Here is a 21,359-nt window from a genome sequence, read left to right on the forward strand (position 1 = left end):
CGTCAGCGAGGCGACAGCAGGCAGAACTCATTGCCTTCCGGATCCGCCAGAACCGTCCAGGAGATCGCGGACTGGTCGATTCCGGGGTCGGTGGCACCCAAGGCACGCAGCCGGGCTTCCTCTGCGGCCGGGTCGTCACCGGGGTAGGGGCAGATGTCGAGGTGGACGCGGTTCCACACGCTCTTGGTGTCCGGGGTCCGGAGGAATTCCAGGTAGGGGCCGACACCTTGGGCGGAGCGCATGGTCGCGTGGTCGTCCGTGACCTCGTGCACCGTCCAGTCCATCGCCTCGCCCCAGAACCGTGCCATCGCCCGAGGGTCGGCGCAGTCGACCACCACCGCGGCGATCGGCCCGGTGTCCTGGTGGATCGGGTGGGGTTCCAGGACGCAGAACTCGTTGCCCTCCGGGTCCGCCATGACCGTCCAGGGGACGTCGCCCTGCCCGATGTCCGCCGGCACCGCACCGAGATCCTTCAGGCGCGCGACCAGTTCCGCTTGATGGGCGGCGGAGGTGGTGGCCAGATCGAGATGCACGCGGTTCTTGACCGTCTTGGGTTCCGGGCGGGCGATGATGTCGATGCAGACGGCCGCGGGATCGGGGTACGCGAAGCCCACGGGCTCGAGGTTGGTGACCCCGGGTGCCTCGCTGTCGACACCCCAGCCGAGTACCTCCGCCCAGAACCGGCCGAGCGCGGAGTCGTCATGGGCCTTCATGTTGATCTGGACGAGTCGTGTTGCCATGCCGCTGATCTTAGAAGCTGCCCGGCAACCCTCACCCGGGGGCATCACGTCGCTCCGTGGCCGCCGGATGGCGATGACGCAGCGGCGACGTCAGCGCCCTGTCGGGCCGTCACGTTTCTGCGGTGAAACACAGCCGCCGGTCGGGTGAGACTTCGCCCCGGGACCTGCCGGTCCGGCCGCCGGCGCGTTACAAACCGCGTGTGATCAGGAATCTGTCGCGGAGCCTGCTGCTCCTTCTCGCGCTACTGTCCGCTCTTCTCCCCGCCACCGCATCGGCGGCCGACGGCCGGCACCGGGCCCCGCGCCCCGACCCCGTCGTCTTCGTCCACGGCTGGAACTCCGACGGTTCCACCTGGCGGACCATGGCCGACCGCTTCCAGGCCGACGGGTGGCCCGCCGACCACCTTGATCGGTGGACGTACGACGCCACCCAGTCCAACGCCACCACCGCCGCCCGGCTCGCCGAAGAGATCGACCGGGTCCTGGAGCGCACCGGGGCTGCCAAGGTCGACGTCATCACCCACTCCATGGGGGGCCTCTCCTCGCGCTACTACCTCAAGAACCTCGGCGGCGCTGCCAAGGTCGACGCGTGGGTTTCCCTGGCGGGACCCAATCACGGCACCGACACCGCACGCTGGTGTGGGGGCGCCCCCTGCATCGAGATGCGACCGGGATCCGAGTTCCTGAACAGGCTCAACAGCGGCGACGAGACCCCGGGTTCCGCCCGCTACGCCACCTGGCGCTCCCCGTGCGACATGATCATCAGCCCGACGGAGAGCGTGGTCCTCTCCGGCGCCGTCAACACCACCACCGCCTGCCTCGGCCACAGTGACCTGCACAGCGACCAGGTGGTCTACGAACAGGTCAAGAACCACATCGGCTAGCCAAGGCCCGCGCGCGAGAGCGCGCGGACCGGGCCCCTTCGACGGGCCGGTACCCGCCGGCGAGCCGACCTCCGGAGTCACCGGCGGAAAGCGGCCATCCGGCCGCGCCACGCCCGTCGTCGCACACTCGGCCGGCCGACCCCCCGTAACGTACGGATGATCAGGCAATCGTGCTGACCACACGAGGGGGATGAGGATGCCGGTGCACTTCCGATTACTGGGCGGCATCGAGGTGCTGACGGACGGCCGGGCCGTCGACGTGGGCCATACGCGGCAGCGGTGCGTCCTGGCGGTCCTGCTGGTCGACGTCGGGCGGCCGGTGACGGTGGACAAGCTGGTCGACCGCGTCTGGGCGGACCGCCCACCCCAGCGCGCCAGGGACGCCCTCTACAGCTATCTGTCCCGGCTCCGCCGCGCACTGGCCCACGCGCCGGACACCGAAACGGAGATAGAGCGCCGGAGCGACGGCTATCTGCTCCGTGCCCGGCCCGAGACGATCGACATCCACCACTTCCGCACCCTGGTGTCCCGTGCTCGGGCCGCCACCGACGACGAGCAGGCCATGAGCCTGTACGGCCGGGCCCTCGGCCTGTGGCACGGTGAGCCCTTCGGCAGCGTCGACGGTCCCTGGTTCCGCCAACTGCGCGACGCGCTCCGCCAGGAGCGGCTGGCGGCCGAGCTGGACCGCAACGACCGCGCTCTGCGCTGCGGCCGGCACACCGCCCTGGCGGCCGAACTGAGCGTCCGCGTCGAAGAACACCCCCTGGACGAGCGACTCGCCGCCCAGCTCATGCGTGCCCTCCACCACTCGGGCCGGCCCGCCGAGGCACTGGCACAATACCGCCGCCTCCACCGCGTCTTGGCCGAGGAACTGGGCATCGCCCCCAGCGAACCCGTCCGCGCCCTGCACCAGCGTCTGCTGGCATCCACCGCGGTGACGGGTAGCCCCGGACGGATGGGCAGCGCCGGACGGACAGGCAGCCCTGGACGGACGGGCAGCGCCGGACGCGCGACCGCGGACCGCGACGGCCCGCACCCGGCCGCGACCGACGGAGCGGGAGCAGGAGTGGGAGCACGAGCGGGCGACACCCCGCCGGGCCGGCCACCGCACCACGTACCACGCCAACTGCCCCCGACCTCCCTCCACCTGATCGGCCGCAGTGCGGAGATCGCCTTCCTGGACGACCGGCTCACCACGCCCGCGGCACCCGGCACCCCCTCCACGGCACCCGGCACCGCTCCCTCCGCTCCCGTCACCGCGCCGCTCGTCACCGCGCCGCTCGTCACCCTCAGCGGCCCGGCCGGAGTCGGCAAGACCACCCTGGCCCTCCACTGGGCGCACCGGGTCAAGGACCGCTTCCCCGACGGGCAGCTCTACATCGACCTGCGCGGCTTCGCGCCCGACGCCTCCCCGCTGCCTCCCGACGAGGCCGTCCACCGCTTCCTGGAAGCTCTCGGCACCCGCCCCGGCACGATCCCGGCCGACCCCACGGCCCGCGCCGCCCTCTTCCGTACCCTCGTCGACGGCAGACGTCTGCTCCTGGTCCTGGACAACGCCCACGACACCGACCAGGTACGCCCCCTCCTCCCGGGCACCCCGCACTGTTTCGTGCTGGTCACCAGCCGCCGGCGGCTGGCCGGCCTCGTCGTCCACCACGAGGCGCGCCCTCTCGCGCTGGACGTCCTCAGCCCGCACGCCGCCCGGGAACTGCTGACGGCCCGCCTCGGCCCGGACCACGCCCACGCCGAGCCGGACGCCCTCGCCGAACTGGTCGAGCACTGCGGCCGCCTGCCGCTCGCGCTCAGCATCGCCGCCGCCCGCACGGCCACCAGCCCAGGGCTGCCCCTGAGCGCGCTGGTGGCGGAGCTGCGCGACGGGCGAAACCGGCTGGCGGCACTGGCCACGGGCGACGGCGGGGACACCGACGTGACGTCGGTCTTCTCCTGGTCCTATCGTGCGCTCACTCCCGGCGCCGCCCGGCTCTTCCGGCTGCTGGCCGACCACCCCGGCCCGGACACCACCGCGGCGGCCGCCGCCGCGTCGGCCGGACTGCCCTCCGACCGGACCCGCGCGCTGCTGGCCGAACTCGTCAACGCCCATCTGCTGCAGCGCCACCCGACGGACCGCTTCCAGTTGCACGACCTGGTCCGCGCCTACGCGGCCGACCGGCTGGCCGCCGACGAATCCGATCCCGACCGCCGGGAGGCCCGCCGGCGGTTGTTCGACCACTATCTGCACGCGGCACTCACCGCCGACCGGCTCCTTGACGAGCACCGCGATCCCATCCCCGTGGACGCCCCTGTTCCCGGTGCCCGCCCCTGCGAGATCACCGGCCCGGAGGAGGCCCAGGCGTGGTTCGCGGCCGAGCACACCGTCCTGGTCGCGGCCGTGGACGAAGCCGCCCGCGGCGGCCCGACCGGACATGCCTGGCGGCTCGCCTGGGCCCTCGGCCCGCACCTCCAGCGCACGGGTGCCTGGACGGAGTGGGTGAGGGTGCAGCGCGTCGCCCTCGCCGCCGCGACCGGCGCCGGCGACGCGATCGGCCGTGCCCACGCCACCCACGCCCTGGGGCTCGCCTGCGCCTGGGCGGGACAGCACGCCGAGGCCGACGCCCATCTCGCCGCGGCCCTCACGGAGTACGCCGAGCTCCGCGACCTGCGCGGGCAGGCCCACACCCACCGCACCCTGGCCTGGCTCGCCCAGCGCCAGGACCGGCACGCGGACGCCCGCCACCACGCCGTCCGCACGCTGCGCTTCTACACACAGGCCGGCTTCCTCCCCGGCCAGGCCAGCGCCCTCAACGTGATCGGCTGGAGCCAGGCCCAGTTGGGCCGGCACCGTCAGGCTCTCTCCGCCTGCGGGCGGGCCCTGCGCCTGTTCGAACAGGTCGCCAACACGACCGGGCAGGCGTACACCTGGGACAGCCTCGCCTACGCCCACCGAGGGCTGGGCCGGCACGAGCAGGCGATCGCCTGCTACGGCGAGGCCGTGCGGCTCTTCCGAGCGCTGGGCGACCGCTACAACACGGCCACGTCGCTGACCGGGCTCGCGGACAGCCTCAGCGCCACGGGCGACCTGACCGCGGCGCGAACGGCGTACGACGAGGCCCTGGCGATCCTCGACGAACTGGACCACCCGGAGGCCCGGGAACTACGCCGCCGGCTCGGGTCTGCGGATTCCAGAAACGTACAAGGTCCACCCAAGACCGGGCGGCCACGATGACGGCACCTTGACCGTACGCGACCACCTGTCGCATGCATCTCATGGGGGACCGTCATGCTGACGACCGTGCTGGACACGTCGTCCTTACCGCGACCGGAACGCACCGAGGCATGGGCCGCGGCCACGGCGCGGGCCCTTCTGACGACACGTCTTCGGTTTCCCGATCCGGAACGATTCGACGCCAGCATGCGGGCGACGGCGCTCGGGCAGGCGCGGTTGTCCGTCCTGACCTACCAGCCCCTGACCTGTCACCGGTCGGCCGCGCACATCCGCCGGTCGGATCCCGAGCTGTACCAACTGGCCTTGATCACGTCCGGCCGCCACACCGTCGAGCAGGCCGGCCGCCGGGCGGTCTGCGGTCCGGGGGACCTCGTCCTGTACGACAGTTCCCGCCCGGTCGACGTCGTGGCGGGACCGGACGGACATCCGGGCGGTCATGCGGGCGGATGCGTGCTGCTGCAGTTTCCGCGGAGCCAGATGCGGTTGCCGGAGAAGCCGGTCGCCGCCGCCTGCGCGACGTCCCTGAAGGCGTCAAGGGGCCTGAGGCGGGTGCTGCGGGAGACCCTCGGCACGCTGGGCAGGGCGCCGGACGACTTCGACGACAACGACCGGGTCAGAATGGCGAGCACCCTCGTGCAGTTGGCGGCGTCCGTCGTCGCGGGGCACGTCGAGCGGGCGGGCGAACTGCCCGCGCCCTCGCGGGCCGCCGCTCTCTACCACGAGACCAGGGAGTTCATCGCGGCCCACCTCCATGACCCGGACCTCGATCCGGCCGCCGTCGCCGCCGCCCACCACGTCTCCCTCCGTACCCTGCACAGGGCCTACGCGTCCTTCGAGAGCACCGTGAGCGACACGATCCGTCGCGAACGGATCGGCCACTGCCGCCGGGACCTGGAGAATCCGCTGCTCGACGCCAGTCCGGTGAGCGCGATCGGAGCCCGGTGGGGATATCCGAGGGCATCGGACTTCACCCGGGCCTTCAAGGCCGCCGTCGGCATGCCCCCGGCCGCCTACCGCGCGGCGGTCCGGCGCGGCCCCCGGGCGTAACCGGACCCCGGCCGTAATTCGGACCCGGCCGTGATCAGACCCGGCTGTAACCGGACCGGACCCCGCCGTAACCGGACCCGGGCCGTAACCGAACCCCGGGCGTCACCGGCCTCCGGCAGGGTGCCGCCCCGGGGGCCGGGACGGCAAGCGCCCCGGTCCCCGGCTTCACCGACGTCAGCCGCAGGTCTCGTAGTTGTAGCCGGCCACACGCTTGTCGCCGTTGCGGTCGTAGAAGGTGTAGTCACCGTCCCCGTCCCGGGACACCGCGAAGGAGCGACCGCCGGTGCCCTCGTACGTGTCCACGGAGCCGTTCCCGTCCGTGTCCTTCAGCCACTGACCGGCCTTGCCGAACGTGTCCTTGCCGACCACGCCGTCCGCCGAACCCACGTAGGCGCGCTGCCAGGCGATCGTGGCCTGCTTGGTCTTGTCGCCGAAGGCGCCGTCGATCTCGTTCCACGCCAGGTGACCGTCCGCCCACAGGACCTTCTGCCACAGGCAGGTGGCGTTCGACGAGGCGTGACGACCCGTGGACAGGATCCCCTCGTCGTTCCAGTCGTCCGAGAAGCCCGCGCCCCCGCGCACGAACGCGAGGCCGCTGTAGTCACCGCTGGCCGCGGCCGGCGAGGCACCGATCAGGACCGCGGCCGTCACCGCGGCCGCCACACCGCCCGCCGCCCGGACACGCTTCCACGAGTTCATGTAAGCCCCCTCCACTCTGCGCCGGGACCTTCCCGGCCGCCCTCTCCGGTGTCCACCACGCGCAGGGCGCGTGGTCCGGGAGGCACAAGACGACTCTTCCGTCCGACCGGTCACCGGTCCTCAGCACAGGGCGCCACGGCCTTTCCCCAGAGCGCCAGGTCCGCACACGGGGAGCGGGCGGACCGGGCCGACGGACGGGCGGACCGGGCCGACGGACGGGCGGACCGGGCCGACGCATTCGTACGTGGCGACAGGGGCCGTTCCGGGCGCGCGCGGAGCCCGGGGTGGGAGCCTCCGTACCGCCGGCGGAAGGCAGACCGGGGGAGTGGCCGCATGAAGCGGCCTCCCTCATGGCTGTGTTCCGGCAGGGCCGCGGTGGCTCGGCGTCACGCCGCCGCCCTCCGCGCGTGCGGCGGCACCGACGACCCTCGGACGACGGGATCCCGGACTGCGGCCGGCTTACGAGGCGCCGTCGAGGACCTCGCGCAGTCGCCGCGCGAACTCGTCCGGCTTTCCCGGATATCCGAACTCTCCGTCGCAGAATCCCCCGTGGTGGCTCGGGAAGACGGTTACTTCCTGTCCGAGCAGCTCGGCGGTCGCGACGGAGGTGCGTCCGGTCTGCACGTGCGCGGACTCCTCGCCCATGGCGATCACGACGCGGGTCGGCGCGGCGGCGATCGCGGCGACGTCCGGCCGGTAGTCGCTGACCGCCCATGAGCGGTCGGACAGCAGCGGATCGTCACGTGAGCCGTCATCCTCCGTGGGCATCCCGAACGCGGCGGGATCGGCCTGCGGCTGCGCGAAGTACGCCTCGGTGAACTCTCCCTCCCACGAGGTCATGGCCACGAAGGCCGCCATCCCGGCTCCCCATCCGCGCTGTTCGTAGGCGTCCCGGAACTCGGCCCGCGCGCGCACGGCGGCCGGGCCGTCCGGCGTGAGGGTGATGAGCGGCGGCTCGTGCGCGACCAGCGTGGTCACGTCCGTGGGGTACTTCGCCACGACCGCGAGCGCGGTGATCGCACCGCCACTGCTGGCGAACATCTCCACCGGCCCGGCTCCGACGGCCTCGATGACGGCGTGCACGTCATCGGCCTGGTCCTGCGGCGTGTGGTCGACCCGCCCGTCCTTGCGGGTACTGCGACCGAGCCCGCGCGGGTCATAGGTGATCACGGTCCGCTCGGGGAATCGCGCGGCGAGCGCGGCGAAGCCGGAGGCGTCCATGGGCTGCCCGATCATGAACAGCGGCGCCCGTCCGTCCGAGGTCGGCAGCGGCCCGCGAACGTCATAGACGAGATCCGCGCCGGCCGTCTCGAGTGTGTAGGTCTCCATACCTCTGCAGACCGGCCCCGCCCCGAGAACTCATCGCCGCGCAGCGCCCCGACCTCCGCGTGCGGGCGCCGCCGCCTTGCCGGCTGTCGACGGCGCTACGTGGCGACGGCGTCGGAGATCGTGTCCCGGATCTGCAGCACGTCGTCGACGCCGGTGATCGCGCACAGCCGCCGGACCTGCTTCGACGGCGCCGCCACGCGCAGCTTCCCTGTCTGGTGGGCGCGGATCATCAGATTGAGGAAGGACGAGTCCGCGAAGGTGACTCTGGAGGCGTCCAGGATCACCTTCGCGTGCGTCTCGGTCGCCGTCTCCAGTGCGTCGGCCAGGGGCTTGGTGGAGTGCATGTCGTAGTCGCCGCGGGCTTCGACGACCTGCGCGCCGCGGTACTCGTACTGGAGCACCACGCTCTGCGGCGACGCGTCCTCGGCCACCTGTCCCGTCGGCGTCTCGCTGCCGGACGCGGTCAGGAGTGCGGCGGCGGCGGTCTCATCCCAGGGCACTCGTGGACTCCCTCCGGTGATCCCTCCACAGGAGGGAGGTACGACATCGAATGCAGGAAAGTTATGTCATGTATTTCTGTTCTGGCAAGCTGGGTCGCGTAAAATCCGGAGTCATGGTTGGAGTCCCTGAATCCCACACCGGATGGACGTTCATCACGAACCACGCGCGTGTCCTGGCCGCCATCGCGGACAATCCGAACGTCCGCATCCGTGACATCGCCGCGCGCTGCCGGCTCACCGAGCGCGCCGTGTCCCGGATCATCGCCGACCTCGAACAGGACGGCTACCTCTCCCACACCCGGGAGGGGCGGACCAACACGTACCGCATAGAGCCGGGCAAGGTGCTGCGCCACCCCGCGGAAGCGGGCCTCCCCCTGGCCTCTCTCCTGTCCTTGCTCGTGCAGGACGAGTCGGCGCGGACGGGCCGGCAGTCGGTGGCCTCCTAGGGGTCGTAACTGTCGATCCCCCGGCCCGCACAAGGCCCCCGCTACCGGCAGGGGCACTGCGGCATGTCTCCTTGGCAGGGGTGACAGGAGTCGAACCTGCGGCATCCGGTTTTGGAGACCGGCGCTCTGGCCATCTGAGCTACACCCCTTCGCGGTCGCCAGCATGCCACCCGGCCGGGCCGGCCACCACCGGGTTTCCGGCGGGCGGGGCAGGGGCTCATCGGGGCGGCGGGGGTGCCCGTCAGTCCTCCGCCGCCAGGCGCCGTACCTCCGTCAGTGCCTCGCCCACCGCTGCCGGAATGTCCGTCACCGGAAAGCGCGCGTGCCGTACGACGCGGTCGCGGTCCACCACCAGCACGGCCCGCTTCAGTCGCAGCACCTGCCCGGCGCGGAAGGTCGGCAGCCGCAGGGCGGCGGCGAGGCGCAGGTCGACGTCCGAGAGCAGAGTGAAGGGCAGGCCCTCCTCGACGGCGAACACCCGCTGCTCGTCGTAGCGTTGCGTGCTGACGCCGCGCACCTCCGCGCCCGCGGCCCGGAAGTCCTCGTACGCGTCCCGGAAGAGCCGGTTCTCCAGCGTGCAGCCGATGGCGCCGGGGATCCCCGACCAACCGTCGGGCAGAGGGCCGGGGAATCCGGTCGCCGGATAGCAGAACAGGACGGTGGCCGCGCCGCCGCCCACCGGGTCCACCGGAGCGCCGTCGCGGTGACCCGGCAGCTCCAGACGCGGCAGTCGCTCGCCCCTCAGGCCGGCGACGCGCCGCGCCTCCGCGCTCGCCTCGTCGGCGGTGCCGCTGAGCGAGCCGTCGCCGAAGACCCAGCGGTCGGCCCAGTCCTGCATCGACAGCAGCACCGGCAGCAGCCCCCGGCCGCTCTCCGTCAGCCGGTACTCGTGCCGCACCGGCCTGTCCTGGTACGGGACCTTCTCCAGGACCCCCGTCTCCACGAGGTGCGCCAGGCGCTCGGTGAGCACCTTCCGGGAGATGCCCAGCTCCTCCTGGAGCGCGTCGAACCGGTGGTGCCCGCGTGCGGTCTCCCGGATCAGGAGCAGGCTCCACCAGTCGCCGACCACCGCCGCCGCCTGCGCGATCGCGCAGGCGGCGTCCTTCTCGGGCACCGACCTCATCACAGCGTCTCCACTTCTCGCGGTCTCCACTTCTCGCGCGCGGCGGCCGCTCGTCGGAACCATCTTGCGCCATGAGGTCAGTTCCCGATAGAAACTCACCTGGAGTGAGTGAGTTCCCAATAGAGACTAACCAGATCCGGGGGTGGGCGCCGTATGAGCGGGACACGAGCGATCCCGAAGCACGACCGACGCGACGAGGAACAGGAGACGTCCCCGCCGGGCGTCTTCTGGCGCTTCTGGGCCGCCGCCACCGTCAGCGGCGCGGGCACCGCCGTCACCGCCCTCGCCCTGCCGCTCGTCGCCCTCACCGTCCTCGACGCCACCGCCTTCGAGGTCGCCCTGCTCGCCGCCGCCGGCGAGGTCTCCTGGCTGCTGCTCAGCCTCCCGGCGGGCGTCGTCGCGCAGCGCGTACCCCTGCGCCGCCTCCAGGTCGCCCTCGACCTCGTACGCTTCACGGCGCTCGGATCCCTGCCGCTCGCCTGGTGGCTCGGCACCCTCACGTATCCGCACCTGCTGTGCGCGGCGCTCGTCACCGGCGCGGCGACGGTGCTGTTCGACATCGGCAACTCCACCTTCCTGCCCGCCGTCGTCCCCGCCCGGCAGTTGGCCGCCCGCAACAGCGTCATGTCCGGCACGCACGCCGTCACCGACACCGGCGGCCCCTCCCTCGGCGGCGTCCTGATCAGCGCGACCGGCCCGGTCGGCGCGCTCGTCGTGGACGCCGCCAGCTACCTGGCCTCCGCGGTGCTCCTGCGCACCCTCCCCGAGAGCCGCCCCGCGCCCCGCACCGGCGAGAGCGCGCTCCGGCTGATGCGCGAGGGCTGGCGGTACGTCACCGGACACCCGGTCATGCGGCCCTGCATGATCTGGGCGACCGCCGCCAACTTCGTCAACGCGGCCCTCGTCGCCCTCACCCCGCTCTACCTGGTCCGCGAGGCCGGCCTCGATCCCGTACAACTCGGCCTCGTCCTCGCCATGGACGGAGTCGGCGCGCTGGCCGGTGCCGCCGTCGCGGTCCGGGTGACCACGAGCCTGGGCACCGCTCGCGGCATCATCGTGGCCGACCTGGCCGGCGGCGCGCTGCTCCTGCTCGCCCCGCTGACCACGTCGGCAGGGGACGCGTACTGGTTCGCCCTGGGCAACGCCGGCTTCGCCTTCGGCACCGTCATCGGCTCGATCACCACCCGCACCTACCGGCAGACCCAGTCACCTCCGGAGCTGCTGTCCCGCGTGATGGCCACGGTCCGCTTCGTCTCCTGGGGCGCGCTGCCGCTCGGCGCGCTCACCGCCGGTCTCCTCGCCACCTTCACCGGCGCCCACACCGCCCTCTGGACCGTCTGCGCCGCCGCCCTCCTGCCCCCGCTCTACCTCTTCTCCACGAGGGTGGGCCGCCACCGCGACCTCACCTGACGCCGCAGGCTCGATGAGGGGCGCCACATCCACGGCCGGGCTGGGCCGGGACGAACCTCGTGCCGGTGCCGGTGCCGGTGCCGGTGCCGGTGCCGGTGCCCGTGCCCGTACGCCGTGGGGCGGGTCGGTCCGTGCGGGTCTGGCTGGAGGGGGCGCGGGTGGCTATCGTGGCACCGGCAGACTCGGCCGAGGTGGTCGCCTTCTGGTTGTGGGCCGAGGCCGCCGGCCCGAGCAAGCGGGCGCCATGAGGGTGAACGTGTGCACCGGGGGAGGGGCCGGCGCCGTAAGCATCCGACCGCGCCCCGTGGTACCTGACGCCAACGACCTGCGGTCCAACCCTCCGCGGGACGACGAGGGAGGGCACGTCCATGGCACAGCCCCATCGGTCCGCCGCAACCGACTTCGACGCCCGCTCGCCTGGGACGTCCCCGGCCGGCCGGTCGAGCCGGCTACTCCGGCTGGGCGCGCCGCCCGTCGCGGCGACCGCGCTGACGCTGACCGTCGCGCTCTACATGACGCTGGTCGCCTTCGGGAACATCACGGACTTCGGGACCAACCAGCAGTTCGTCCAGCACGTCCTGAGCATGGACACCACGTTCAAGGACCCTGACCTGATGTGGCGAGCGGTCGAATCGCCGGCCCTCCAGAACGCCGCGTATGTCGCCATCATCGTCTGGGAGACCCTGGCCGCGCTCGTCCTCCTCGCCGCAAGCTGGTTCTGGATCACAGGGCTGCGCCGCGACGCGTACGACCGTGCCCGCGCCGCGAGCACGGTGGGGCTGGTGATGGTGCTGCTGCTCTTCGGGATGGGCTTCCTCGCGATCGGGGGCGAGTGGTTCGCCATGTGGCAGTCGTCCGACTGGAACGGTCTGGACGCCGCGGCCCGCAACGTCGCGCTGGCCGCCTTCACACTCCTCGTGACCCACCTGCCCGCCGTGCGCCGGACGGATGCCCAACGGACCTGACACCTCCGGCGCCGGGTTCGAGACGACCCACGGCCCTGTGCTCAGGGGCCCCGCCGGGCTCGGGCAAGGGAGAACGGCCGCTACGGGGTGAGCCAGCGGCGCAGGATTTTGCTCACGACCGGCATCGAGACGTACGTCATGAACACGTTGAAGACGCATGCCGTGACCGCGCTGGCGAGAAGGAGAGGAAGTCCGGTGAGGTGGGGCGTCAGGAAGAGGCCGCCGAGCACGGAGATCGGGTAGATCGCCAGAGTCGCGCTGACCGCCATCTTCCACCGCGGCGGCGCGGGCCGCGTGGAGCCCGGCTTCGCGAACCACGTCTCCATGCCGGTCAGTTCCCGCCGGGCGATCTCCGTGTGATGGTGACCTTCGCAGTCGGCGAACCAGGCCGCACGCTCCGGCGATTCCTGCCAGATCCGGCACGCTTCCGCATCCCGGAACCGGTGCACGAGGAACCAGGGGGCGTCGCCGCCGGAAGAGCGGAAGAGCCCGTACCCGAGGTGGCCGGGGAAGGCCGCCGCGGTGTCGAGGATGCCCTTCGCCCACTGCTGGAACGAGGCTTCGTGGCCGGGCTCCACCCGGCGGGCTATCAGGAGGGTCACCTCGCCGGCGTCGGCGGGAACGGTGGTGTGCTCAAGGCTGACCGCGGTCAACACAGACTCCTCGTCATCTCACCGCGCCCGGTCACACTCTACGCGCGGTGTCCAGCGGCCCCTCCGTATCGGGTAGGTGGCGCCGGCCTGGCGTTCGTCCGTACCGGCGCCGGGTGGGGCGAGGTCACGCAGGGACGCGGAGCGGCGGGTGCTCGAGGACGCGGGGCTTGTACTCGACCAGTTGGATGCGGCCGTCGAAGGTGCGGTGCTCGAGCATCTCGAGGGCGACGTCCGGATAGCCGTCGTAGATGCGTTCTTCGCCCGTGGCCCCGGTGATCACGGGGAACATCACGACCCGGAAGCGGTCGACGAGTCCGGCTCGCAGCAGGGACCGACACAGGCTGAGGCTGCCGATCGTGCTGAGGAGCCCCGACCCACTCGACTTCATGGTGCGGACCGCCTCGACGGCGTCGCCACGGACCAGCGTGGAGTTCGCCCACGTCAGCGGCTCCTCCAGGGAGGAGGAGAACACCACCTTGGGCGCTCGCGTCAGCTCGTCGACGGACGCCTCCTCTTCGGGCCGGAACTCGTCCTGGCCACTCGGAACCTCGCCCGCGGCGAAGCCCGACATCAGGCGGTAGGTGTTCGCTCCCATCAGATAGGTGGCCTTGGGCTGCTCGCCCAGCCATGCGAGGTACTCCGGGCCCTCGAGGCCCCAGAACCCGGGCCATCCCTCTCCCGATGCGTAACCGTCGAGGGAGGTGATGAAGTCGACGAGAAGCTCCGACATGGAGGTGTGTCCTTTCCTGGTGTGTCACGAGCTTGGACCGGCCGGGACCCACAAACTCATCGGCCGCGCCGTGCGGTCACCAGAAAACCCATGAGCTGCAGCAGATCACATCGATGGTTCCGCTGGGGAGGAGCCGGCCACCTTTCGACGAACTTCGAAAACATGGCGGACCTTTCCCGCCCTTGCGCAGAATCTGGACCGCAAACACCACCCCGAGGAGAGCCACCTGCCCTGAGGCGAAGCCCTCCGGGCCGGTCTCGCCTCGCGCATCGGTCGCGACTGCAGAGGAGTTCCCATGAGGCTGAGAAGAATCAGAGCACGGGCGGCGGCAACGGCCGTGGCGATGATCGCCGCAGTCCTTGTTCCACTGGCGGCGCAGGCACCCGCACAGGCAGCACCGAGCGTTGCGGCCGGACCGACCGCGTGGACACCGCAGATCTACCCCCTGTTCTCGGGCGAGTGGGTCCAGCGGGGCGTGGTCGACCGGGAATGGGGGCTGTACGCGTGCTCCCGGGCAGAAGGAATCGCCTGCGTGTCGATCGGCCAGGGCGACGGCACCCACAGCATCTTCCACCTGTACAAGTGCGACACGCGATCGCTCTCGAACTTCATCGACGCGCTCGCAGTCCGTAACCACCAGACCAACGGAGCCCAAGTCCACTTCTGGGGTCCCAAGTACCACGCCTGGGTCCCTGCGGACGACAGGTCCTACTCGATCGAAGACCGCCTGACGTACGACTTCAACAACCTCGACATCTGCTAAGGGGCACATCGACCCGGACACGCTGATCACGGTGTCCGGGTCAGAGACCCCCGGGCAGCGGCACCGGTATCGGCGCAGCCGGCCCACCGGAGACCACGACCATGCATCGACCGCGCCGCACGCCGCTGACCACCAAGCCCGGGACGTGGCCCTCGAGTGGCTGCAAGCTCAGGCGGACGCGGACCGGACGGCCGGGCGGGAGCCGGCAGGAGCCGAACGACCACCGCGGAAGCTGCGCTGGGGCACGGACGGGATCACCCGCACCGTGAAGACTGCATCCCGCCCCACGATCCGCCAGCACCCCAGACCACCACCGGCATCCCCGCCCGCTTCCCGATGCAGGCGCCCCCGGCCAGACCACCTCCCACTCCTCGACACAGCCTGCTCCCCCCCACCGGGCCCCCACCACCCGCGCGAGAGCGAACGCCCGTTCGGCCCGACCTCGGGCCGCATCACCCGCCGCGCCACCGACACCCACCGCCGCTACGCCACCACCTCCGGCGGGCCTGGCAGATCGACGTGCTCCAGGGCTAATCGGCGTCTGCGTGCAGCAGCCACCGCCCCTGCCGCGAGCACACCCCCTCCCACCGCAGTGCATACCGCACCGCCCGCGCGGCCGCTCCCGTACGCCGGGCCGTACCGAGATGGCAGCCGCCCCGGACCGGCCCCGCACCACCGCACCGCCGACCCGCCCCGATCCCACCGGATCGGGGCTTTCCTTGTGCCGGCGTTCCGTTCGCTCTCACAGAGGCTGGCGGAAAAGCCGGCCACCCGACCTCATCGCTGTCGACAGGCCCTTGTATCCGGATGCGAGAAAGCGGCCGTGCTCAGTGCTCGCGGGACGGGTCGAAGGAGTGCACCGGCACCCCGGGCGCGAGCTCCCCGTGCTCGAACTGCAGGCTGAAGTCCTCAGCCAGTCGGGACATCGCCGTCCGGCCCTCCGTCAGCAGCAGCCACTGCGGTGGCAGTCGGACGTCGCTCACCGCGGCGCCCAGCAGGTTCCCGCAGATCGAGCCGGTGGAGTCGCTGTCCCCGGAGTGGTTGACCGAGAGCAGCAGGGCGTCCGCCACCGACGCGGTCGGGGCGAGGAAGCAGTGGACGGCGATGGCCAACGCCTCCTCGGCGACCCAGCCGGCGCCCAGGGTCTCCACCCGCTCGGCGCTCGGCGCGCCGGGCTCGTCCGCCAGGTCCACGGCGGCGCGCAGGGCGGCCGTGGTCTCCTCGTGCCCGGTGTGCCGGCGCAGCAGCTCCATCGCTCGCAGCACCGCGCCCGCCCTGGACTCGCCCCGGAGCAGGTACGCCACGATCGCCGCGAACGTGCCGGAAGCCAGAGCGGCGGTCGGGTGACCGTGCGTGATCCGGGACGCGGCGGCCGCCAGGGCGAAGGCCCTGGACGGGCTGTCGCCGGTCAGCCCGAACGGCGCGGACCGCATCACCGTGCCGCACCCCTTCGACTGGGGGTTGACCGGTCCGGGCTCCCCCGGCGGGGCGTAGGGGTCGGGTACGTGCCCGGCCGCGACTCCGGTCAGGCAGGCGTTGCCGGGCGCGCGGCGGGCGTACAGCCAGGGCAGCGTGCGCAGCCAGCCGGTACGGACCGAGTCGCCGTTGGCGCGCGCGGGCGGGGACGGCGGCAAGGGGTGCACCATTCCCGGCGACACCACCCACGCCCCGATGCGGGCGCAGGGCTGCCTGTGGGGCGAGGGCGGCAGTGGCTGCGGGCTCTCGGGCCGCTCCTCTTCGACACCCGTGCGGCTCATCACCGCACAAAAGAGTGTGGCCGGTGCCTGTTGATGCCGGGACAGGTGTGCGCGCCGTGGTACGGGATAGCAGGAAGTCGAATTCGGGCCATGATCGCGAAGGGTGGCGCCTGTGTCTCAGGAGCAACGCAAACGGGGCCAAAGGCTGCGGCTGCCGGTGAAGGCGGCCCTGCCCGGCCGCCATCCGCACGAGGACCAGCCACCTGTCACCGACCGGGTGGTCTTCGGGGTGACGGCCGTGCTGACCTTGGGCTTCGTCATCTGGGGAGCCACGGCCACCAGCGCCCTGGAGAGCGTCTCCGACACCCTGCTGAACGCCCTGATGCACAACGGCGGCTGGGCCTTCGTCCTGGCCGCCTCCGGATTCGTCGTCTTCGCGCTCTGGCTCGCCATCAGCCGGTACGGACGGATCGAGCTGGGCCAGGAGCACGAGAAGCCGGAGTTCAGCACCGTCTCCTGGGTCGCCATGATGTTCAGCGCCGGCATGGGCATCGGCCTGATGTTCTACGGCGTCAGTGAACCCCTTGCGCACTACACCACTGCGCCGCCGGGCACCGACCCCGCGGACTCGGCGGACGCCATGCAGACGGCGCTCGCCACCACGCTCTTCCACTGGACGCTGCACCCGTGGGCCATCTACGCGGTGGTCGGCCTGGCCATCGCGTACAGCACCTTCCGGCGCCGCAGGCGGCAGACGATCAGCGCTGTCTTCGTGCCGCTCATCGGCAGGAGGCGCGCCGAGGGGGCGCCGGGCCGGGTGATCGACATTCTGGCGATCTTCGCCACGCTCTTCGGTTCCGCCACGTCCCTGGGACTCGGTGCGCTCCAGATCGGCAGCGGCATGCACGAGGTGGGCTGGCTGGGCAAGGCGGGGACGGGGCTGCTCGTCGCCATCATCGGCGTGCTGACGGTCTGTTTCGTCTTCTCCGCCGTCTCCGGCGTGGAGAAGGGCATTCAGTGGCTCTCCAACACCAACATGGTGCTGGCCGTGATTCTCGCGGTCTTCGTGTTCATCGTCGGCCCCACCATTCTGATCCTCGACCTGATCCCGACCTCCCTCGCCGCGTACTTCGACGATCTGCCGCAGCTCGTCGGCCGCACCGAGGCGTCCACCGGTGGTGGTGACGTCGCCGACTGGCTGAGCAGTTGGACGGTCTTCTACTGGGCCTGGTGGATTTCCTGGACGCCGTTCGTCGGCATGTTCATCGCCCGCATCAGCCGGGGACGCACGATCCGTCAGTTCGTCGGCGGTGTCATCCTGGTGCCCAGCACCGTAAGCCTGGTCTGGTTCGCCGTCTTCGGCGGTACGGCCATGCGCCTGAAGGAGCAGGGAAGCCTCGGCGGGGCGACCACGCCCGAGGCGCAGTTGTTCGGCGTGCTCCAGGAATTCCCGATCGCCGGCGTGATGAGCCTGCTCGTGATGATCCTGGTCGGCATCTTCTTCGTCTCCGGCGCCGACGCGGCGTCGATCGTGATGGGCACCCTCTCCCAGAAGGGCACGTTCGAGCCTGCCCGGTTCGTCGTCGTCTTCTGGGGCGTGGTGACCGGTGGCGTGGCGGCCGTGATGCTGCTGGTCGGCGAGGGCAAGGGCGACGCCCTCGCGGGCCTGCAGCACTTGACCATCCTCGTCGCGGCCCCGTTCGTCCTGGTGATGATCGGCATGTGCTGGGCCCTCTTGCGGGACCTCCGCCGTGACCCGCTGATCGTCCGCCACGAACTCGCCGAAGAGGCGGTGGAAGAAGCCGTGATCGCGGGCCACGAGAAGTACGCGGGCGACTTCGAGATCCGCATCGGCCCGGCGCAGGACGAGACCCCCGCAGGGGAAACACAGGACGCCCGCGACCACAAGGAGCCGGGCGCCCCGCCTTCGGCCTCCTGACGGGCAGAGGGGGGCTACTGTGCCGGTCTCGGTTGGGATGAGGCCCGGGGCGGTGACCTGGGTCTTCGCCATAGGCACCGATCGCCGGCGCCGACCACTCCGGCCCGGCACCCGACCGGCGCTACGCCGAACTGATCGGTGACCCGCTGGGCGGCCTGGTCCCCGGCATCACCGGCTGGCCTTGGGCGGCTGTGTTTGAGCAGGGGACGCTTGCAGGTCAGGGAGGCGCAAGCGGTCAGGCGGGCGGCGTCGGTGGCGGTGACGGCCAGGGTGCTCGACGACCTCGGTGGTGGGGTGGAGGGGCGCGGGTCATCGCGCCGTTGGTCGCCGTGACGGCGGGCTGGGCGGGCTGTCCGATGATGCGGGAGGCCAGCAGCGACCTGTCGTATTCGCGCAGCGAGCGCAGTTGTGTGGCGCATACGTCCGCCAGGCCGGCGTCGGCTGGGGCGAGGTCGCGCCGCACCAGCCACTGCTCGGCCTGCGCCGGGGTACCCAGGAGGTCGGCTTAGCGCCCGCCGGGCAGTGCGACGGCACTATTGGCCAGGGCCAGGGCCAGGGCGGGGTGCTCCTCCTCGCCCGTTGCCGACAGCAGGGCGGGTTCGTCCCTCAGAGCTCTTCCACCCTTCTCGTGGTGCGGGTTGTGTCCATCCGTGAGGAGTGCCTTCCCCGACCGTGTGGCCGCCCGGTTCCCCGTCCGCGTCTTCGGCGGCCCGACTGCCCTCTTCGTATACGGCGGCCCGCGCTTTCTTACCGACCCGACCTCGACGGCCCCGGCGAACAACAGGGCCCGGTCCGTGCCCAGGGACAATCAACCTGCTCGGGTGGAGGGTGGTGGGGCGCAGTGTTGTGCGCAAACGAGGACCAGCCGCTGTCGGCTCGTCCGGCCCTGCTGGCCCGTGCCTTCGTAGGCGGCTGGCCGATCGCCGTCGCTCGTGAGGCGGCCCGCGCTTTCCATGGCCGGCGTGCAGGGTGTGCATGCCATTTCGGTCTCCGACCGCGCGATGAGCGTCGTGGAGCTGGTCGTTAGTGAGCTGATGACCGACGCCTACAAGTACGCCCCGGCCCCTGCCTGCTGGACCTCGCGCTCAGGCAGGACGTGGAGGATGCGACGGCCTGTCGTACGTGCGCCAGGCATGACGAAGAGGTCAGTGGAGGCCAACGGCGAGGACCGGGCGGCGCCCGACTCGCCGTGCTGTGCCTGGACGACGGCGTATGGCCGATGCAGGAACGTTTCCCATTGCTCGCGAGCGTGAACCTGATCAGCCCTTGCGCTTCGGGCCGCCGGTAGTGGGATCCATCTGCCGAGATCCGCGCCGACGTTCTGTCGGCTGACAGGGAAGGTGTGTTCATGCGAGGTATGACAGTGGCGCTCGCAGCGCTGGCGGCGGTCAGCGTCGGCGCGATCACGGCTTCGGCCGTGGCGACAGAGCAGGGCTCCAGGCAGGCATCCGGGGAGTTTCTGCTCCAGAGTTGGGGAAACGCTTCCTGTCTCACGGCTCTCGGGCCGGGCAAAGTCGTCGTGACTGAACGATGCACGGACAACGACAACGCCATGGTGTGGCGTCTGATCGGCCGGGCCGACGGGTTCTACAACATCCAGAACAAGCGGGACGGAACCTGCCTGGATGCCGACGAGCGCGGCGGCGTCGTCTACACCCGCAGTTGCCAGTTGGACAACAAGTTCCAACGGTGGCAGATCCAGCCGAGTGCCACCGATCAGCAGATCTACAACAAGGCGAACAACTCGTGCCTGGACTCCGGCGGTAACCAGGGTTCAGATGTCTATGACAGGGATTGTGACAGCTACAACGCCTACCGGCGTTGGCAGGTCAACCCCACATAGGACCGGTTGGTGAAGCTCCCTCTGGGGTGGGAGCCGCCGTCACGGCTCCCACCCTCGGCGCGAGAAGAGTCGGAGCAAAACGGGGAAGGAGGCACGCCTCTTAGCCGGGCCCGCCAACCACGACAACCGCTGCGGCACCTCGCCCGCTACGAGGAGACCTTCCGGTAGGAGGGCGATCCGAAGCGCTTCCCTGCCATCGCCGCCCTCGAGGCCGTGTCGTACGGTGCCCGTGAGTAATCCGCCACTGTCCCCCGTCCGGGTCAGCGCCCGCACTTGGCAGCGGCTCGCCCCGATCGCCGGCGCCGCCTCACGAGGACCCCGATCCCAGGCTGCGTCCAGTCGTCCAGGAGGGCGACGCACCCCCACGGCGGCCGAAGAGAGCTGACCCCAACACGCAACGAGCCTCGGGAAATCAGGCATGACGTCCCCGGGGCCCGGCTCGGGGACGGTACCGTCCAACGACGCCGCGGCCCCGCCGTCACGCGGTGGCACCGGCGCCAGGTCGTCAACGGGATCCTGTGGGAGTTGTCCACCGGGGCTGCGTGGCGTGACCTGCTCGAACGTTATGGGCCGTGGAAGACGGTCTACGAACGTTTCCGGCACGAAGCCGCCGACGGCACCCGGTACAGTCTCCGCCCCATGTGCAGCAGTATTCCGACGCCTCGGGGCTGTGGACTGGACGATCGTCTGTGTCGACTCGACCACCATGCGGGCGCATCAGTATGCGGCCGGGGCCAGCCGCTCGGCTTCACCCTGACCGGCGGCAACGTCAACGACCGCACCCGGTTCGAACCCGTCATGGTCGAGGTCCGCATTGCCCGGCCGGGGCCGGAAGGACCCAGACCCGGCCCGAGCGTGTGGTCGCCGACAAGGACCACTCCGCCCGCATCATCAGGGCCCACCTACGACGCCGCGGTATCGCCTGCACGCTCCCGGAGCGCGCGAAAGCGCGGGAGCCACGTGTCGAGGGCGGTGCGCTCGGCACGGCGCACGAGAGCGAAGAGACCGCCGGGTCGCGGCGGTGAAAGACTGCCTAAGCAGCCTCCGCGGGGCGGCGGTGCCGCCTGCGGAATGGGGCCCGCAGGCGGCACTGCCATCCACCGGCCACCAGCCATCGCCGCCGTCCACGGGTCGGGGGTTGTCCGTGCACGGCGGCGTTGCCACGCCTCTTCCCGTGCGTTCGGACTTCACACCTCACCTCTCGCCGGGGCGCCCCTTCTGGCCGTCGGCGACGGCGCAGCCGGGACGCCGGCAACTGGAGGCGGGCACGACCGGGCGGTCGATGTGGAGGTGCTCGATGTCGACGCCGTACTCGCCGTCCCATGCGGTCCCCACCTTGCGGGCGATCGCCTCGGCAACGGCCACGTA

Annotated in this window: 19 protein-coding genes, 1 tRNA gene and 2 pseudogenes; 11 read left to right on the forward strand and 11 right to left on the reverse strand. The window is 71.4% G+C overall.

Annotation, left to right across the window (positions count from 1 at the left end; all coding sequences use genetic code 11):
- Nucleotides 1–2 precede the first annotated feature (2 nt).
- Nucleotides 3–740 carry a VOC family protein gene (locus ABZ135_RS22900; RefSeq protein WP_356698083.1) on the reverse strand — a complete coding sequence of 246 codons (738 nt, stop codon included), beginning with the start codon at nucleotides 738–740 and terminating at the stop codon, nucleotides 3–5.
- A gap of 200 nt (nucleotides 741–940) precedes the next feature.
- On the opposite strand from ABZ135_RS22900, the gene ABZ135_RS22905 reads away from it, so the two are divergent.
- From ABZ135_RS22905 to ABZ135_RS22915, 3 genes are all read left to right on the forward strand, one after another.
- The gene (locus tag ABZ135_RS22905; protein WP_356698084.1) at nucleotides 941–1,624 is read left to right on the forward strand and encodes a triacylglycerol lipase; all 684 of its coding nucleotides are present in this window, start codon (nucleotides 941–943) and stop codon (nucleotides 1,622–1,624) included.
- A 196-nt stretch (nucleotides 1,625–1,820) separates the two neighbouring features.
- Nucleotides 1,821–4,847 (forward strand): BTAD domain-containing putative transcriptional regulator, encoded by a 3,027-nt coding sequence (locus ABZ135_RS22910; RefSeq protein ID WP_356698085.1) that lies wholly within the window; start codon nucleotides 1,821–1,823, stop codon nucleotides 4,845–4,847.
- A 54-nt stretch (nucleotides 4,848–4,901) separates the two neighbouring features.
- On the forward strand, nucleotides 4,902–5,894 hold the full coding sequence (locus tag ABZ135_RS22915) for a helix-turn-helix domain-containing protein (RefSeq protein ID WP_356698086.1): 993 nt from the start codon (nucleotides 4,902–4,904) through the stop codon (nucleotides 5,892–5,894).
- A gap of 174 nt (nucleotides 5,895–6,068) precedes the next feature.
- On the opposite strand, the gene ABZ135_RS22920 is transcribed toward ABZ135_RS22915, so the two are convergent.
- From ABZ135_RS22920 to ABZ135_RS22930, 3 genes are all read right to left on the reverse strand, one after another.
- On the reverse strand, nucleotides 6,069–6,593 hold the full coding sequence (locus tag ABZ135_RS22920) for a peptidoglycan-binding protein (protein WP_356698087.1): 525 nt from the start codon (nucleotides 6,591–6,593) through the stop codon (nucleotides 6,069–6,071).
- Nucleotides 6,594–7,052: 459 nt separating this feature from the next.
- A complete protein-coding gene (locus ABZ135_RS22925) occupies nucleotides 7,053–7,922 on the reverse strand; it encodes an alpha/beta hydrolase (protein ID WP_356698088.1) in 870 nt (289 codons plus the stop codon).
- A gap of 95 nt (nucleotides 7,923–8,017) precedes the next feature.
- Complete coding sequence (locus ABZ135_RS22930) at nucleotides 8,018–8,422, reverse strand: STAS domain-containing protein (RefSeq protein ID WP_356698089.1); 405 nt, start codon at nucleotides 8,420–8,422, stop codon at nucleotides 8,018–8,020.
- Between the two features lie 113 nt (nucleotides 8,423–8,535).
- On the opposite strand from ABZ135_RS22930, the gene ABZ135_RS22935 reads away from it, so the two are divergent.
- The gene (locus ABZ135_RS22935) at nucleotides 8,536–8,868 is read left to right on the forward strand and encodes a helix-turn-helix domain-containing protein (protein ID WP_356698090.1); all 333 of its coding nucleotides are present in this window, start codon (nucleotides 8,536–8,538) and stop codon (nucleotides 8,866–8,868) included.
- A gap of 72 nt (nucleotides 8,869–8,940) precedes the next feature.
- Here the strand turns inward: ABZ135_RS22935 and ABZ135_RS22940 are convergent.
- Nucleotides 8,941–9,017: transfer RNA gene (locus ABZ135_RS22940), tRNA-Trp, on the reverse strand.
- Between the two features lie 92 nt (nucleotides 9,018–9,109).
- Nucleotides 9,110–9,991, reverse strand: coding sequence for a winged helix-turn-helix transcriptional regulator (locus tag ABZ135_RS22945; RefSeq protein ID WP_356698091.1), 882 nt, complete (start codon nucleotides 9,989–9,991; stop codon nucleotides 9,110–9,112).
- Between the two features lie 153 nt (nucleotides 9,992–10,144).
- Between ABZ135_RS22945 and ABZ135_RS22950 the strand changes: the two genes are divergently transcribed.
- Together ABZ135_RS22950 and ABZ135_RS22955 are read left to right on the forward strand one after the other, a co-directional pair.
- Nucleotides 10,145–11,401, forward strand: a complete 1,257-nt coding sequence (locus ABZ135_RS22950; RefSeq protein ID WP_356698092.1) for an MFS transporter — start codon at nucleotides 10,145–10,147, stop codon at nucleotides 11,399–11,401.
- Nucleotides 11,402–11,769: 368 nt separating this feature from the next.
- Entirely contained in the window at nucleotides 11,770–12,366 is a 597-nt protein-coding gene (locus tag ABZ135_RS22955) for a DUF2165 domain-containing protein (RefSeq protein WP_356698093.1), read from the forward strand.
- Nucleotides 12,367–12,446: 80 nt separating this feature from the next.
- Here the strand turns inward: ABZ135_RS22955 and ABZ135_RS22960 are convergent, their stop codons facing one another.
- Both ABZ135_RS22960 and ABZ135_RS22965 read right to left on the reverse strand, forming a co-directional pair.
- Nucleotides 12,447–13,019, reverse strand: a complete 573-nt coding sequence (locus tag ABZ135_RS22960) for an antibiotic biosynthesis monooxygenase (RefSeq protein WP_356698094.1) — start codon at nucleotides 13,017–13,019, stop codon at nucleotides 12,447–12,449.
- A 124-nt stretch (nucleotides 13,020–13,143) separates the two neighbouring features.
- Entirely contained in the window at nucleotides 13,144–13,749 is a 606-nt protein-coding gene (locus tag ABZ135_RS22965; RefSeq protein ID WP_356698095.1) for a dihydrofolate reductase family protein, read from the reverse strand.
- Between the two features lie 532 nt (nucleotides 13,750–14,281).
- Here ABZ135_RS22965 and ABZ135_RS22970 point away from each other — a divergent pair.
- Nucleotides 14,282–14,512: a hypothetical protein gene (locus tag ABZ135_RS22970; protein WP_356698096.1), complete on the forward strand. Its 231-nt coding sequence runs from the start codon at nucleotides 14,282–14,284 to the stop codon at nucleotides 14,510–14,512.
- Between the two features lie 827 nt (nucleotides 14,513–15,339).
- On the opposite strand, the gene ABZ135_RS22975 is transcribed toward ABZ135_RS22970, so the two are convergent.
- Nucleotides 15,340–16,269: an ADP-ribosylglycohydrolase family protein gene (locus ABZ135_RS22975; protein ID WP_356698097.1), complete on the reverse strand. Its 930-nt coding sequence runs from the start codon at nucleotides 16,267–16,269 to the stop codon at nucleotides 15,340–15,342.
- A 151-nt stretch (nucleotides 16,270–16,420) separates the two neighbouring features.
- Here ABZ135_RS22975 and ABZ135_RS22980 point away from each other — a divergent pair, with 151 nt between their 5' ends.
- Nucleotides 16,421–18,148, forward strand: a complete 1,728-nt coding sequence (locus ABZ135_RS22980; RefSeq protein WP_356698138.1) for a BCCT family transporter — start codon at nucleotides 16,421–16,423, stop codon at nucleotides 18,146–18,148.
- 235 nt (nucleotides 18,149–18,383) lie between these two features.
- Here ABZ135_RS22980 and ABZ135_RS22985 read toward each other — a convergent pair whose 3' ends face one another.
- Complete coding sequence (locus tag ABZ135_RS22985) at nucleotides 18,384–18,611, reverse strand: hypothetical protein (protein WP_356698098.1); 228 nt, start codon at nucleotides 18,609–18,611, stop codon at nucleotides 18,384–18,386.
- A 211-nt stretch (nucleotides 18,612–18,822) separates the two neighbouring features.
- Here ABZ135_RS22985 and ABZ135_RS22990 point away from each other — a divergent pair.
- The 3 genes and pseudogenes from ABZ135_RS22990 to ABZ135_RS23000 form a co-directional block, all read left to right on the forward strand.
- Nucleotides 18,823–18,909: pseudogene (locus ABZ135_RS22990) on the forward strand (MBL fold metallo-hydrolase); the annotation flags it as partial.
- A gap of 596 nt (nucleotides 18,910–19,505) precedes the next feature.
- Nucleotides 19,506–19,991, forward strand: a complete 486-nt coding sequence (locus ABZ135_RS22995) for an RICIN domain-containing protein (protein WP_356698099.1) — start codon at nucleotides 19,506–19,508, stop codon at nucleotides 19,989–19,991.
- Between the two features lie 495 nt (nucleotides 19,992–20,486).
- Nucleotides 20,487–20,591 (forward strand): annotated as a pseudogene (locus ABZ135_RS23000) (transposase); the annotation flags it as partial.
- A 594-nt stretch (nucleotides 20,592–21,185) separates the two neighbouring features.
- Here ABZ135_RS23000 and ABZ135_RS23005 read toward each other — a convergent pair.
- Complete coding sequence (locus ABZ135_RS23005) at nucleotides 21,186–21,356, reverse strand: hypothetical protein (protein WP_356698140.1); 171 nt, start codon at nucleotides 21,354–21,356, stop codon at nucleotides 21,186–21,188.
- Nucleotides 21,357–21,359: the final 3 nt, after the last annotated feature.

This window comes from Streptomyces sp. NPDC006339 (assembly GCF_040612775.1).
In the GTDB taxonomy this organism is placed as follows: Bacteria; Actinomycetota; Actinomycetes; order Streptomycetales; family Streptomycetaceae; genus Streptomyces.

Excerpts from the sequence above, each read along its gene's own strand:
- ABZ135_RS22955 (WP_356698093.1), top strand. The coding sequence starts at position 11,770 with ATGGCACAGCCCCATCGGTCCGCCGCAACCGACTTCGACGCCCGCTCG.
- ABZ135_RS22910 (WP_356698085.1), top strand. The coding sequence starts at position 1,821 with ATGCCGGTGCACTTCCGATTACTGGGCGGCATCGAGGTGCTGACGGAC.
- ABZ135_RS22995 (WP_356698099.1), top strand. The coding sequence starts at position 19,506 with ATGACAGTGGCGCTCGCAGCGCTGGCGGCGGTCAGCGTCGGCGCGATC.
- ABZ135_RS22945 (WP_356698091.1), bottom strand. The coding sequence starts at position 9,991 with ATGAGGTCGGTGCCCGAGAAGGACGCCGCCTGCGCGATCGCGCAGGCG.
- ABZ135_RS22900 (WP_356698083.1), bottom strand. The coding sequence starts at position 740 with ATGGCAACACGACTCGTCCAGATCAACATGAAGGCCCATGACGACTCC.
- ABZ135_RS22915 (WP_356698086.1), top strand. The coding sequence starts at position 4,902 with ATGCTGACGACCGTGCTGGACACGTCGTCCTTACCGCGACCGGAACGC.
- ABZ135_RS22920 (WP_356698087.1), bottom strand. The coding sequence starts at position 6,593 with ATGAACTCGTGGAAGCGTGTCCGGGCGGCGGGCGGTGTGGCGGCCGCG.
- ABZ135_RS22965 (WP_356698095.1), bottom strand. The coding sequence starts at position 13,749 with ATGTCGGAGCTTCTCGTCGACTTCATCACCTCCCTCGACGGTTACGCA.
- ABZ135_RS22975 (WP_356698097.1), bottom strand. The coding sequence starts at position 16,269 with ATGAGCCGCACGGGTGTCGAAGAGGAGCGGCCCGAGAGCCCGCAGCCA.
- ABZ135_RS22925 (WP_356698088.1), bottom strand. The coding sequence starts at position 7,922 with ATGGAGACCTACACACTCGAGACGGCCGGCGCGGATCTCGTCTATGAC.
- ABZ135_RS22935 (WP_356698090.1), top strand. The coding sequence starts at position 8,536 with ATGGTTGGAGTCCCTGAATCCCACACCGGATGGACGTTCATCACGAAC.
- ABZ135_RS22950 (WP_356698092.1), top strand. The coding sequence starts at position 10,145 with ATGAGCGGGACACGAGCGATCCCGAAGCACGACCGACGCGACGAGGAA.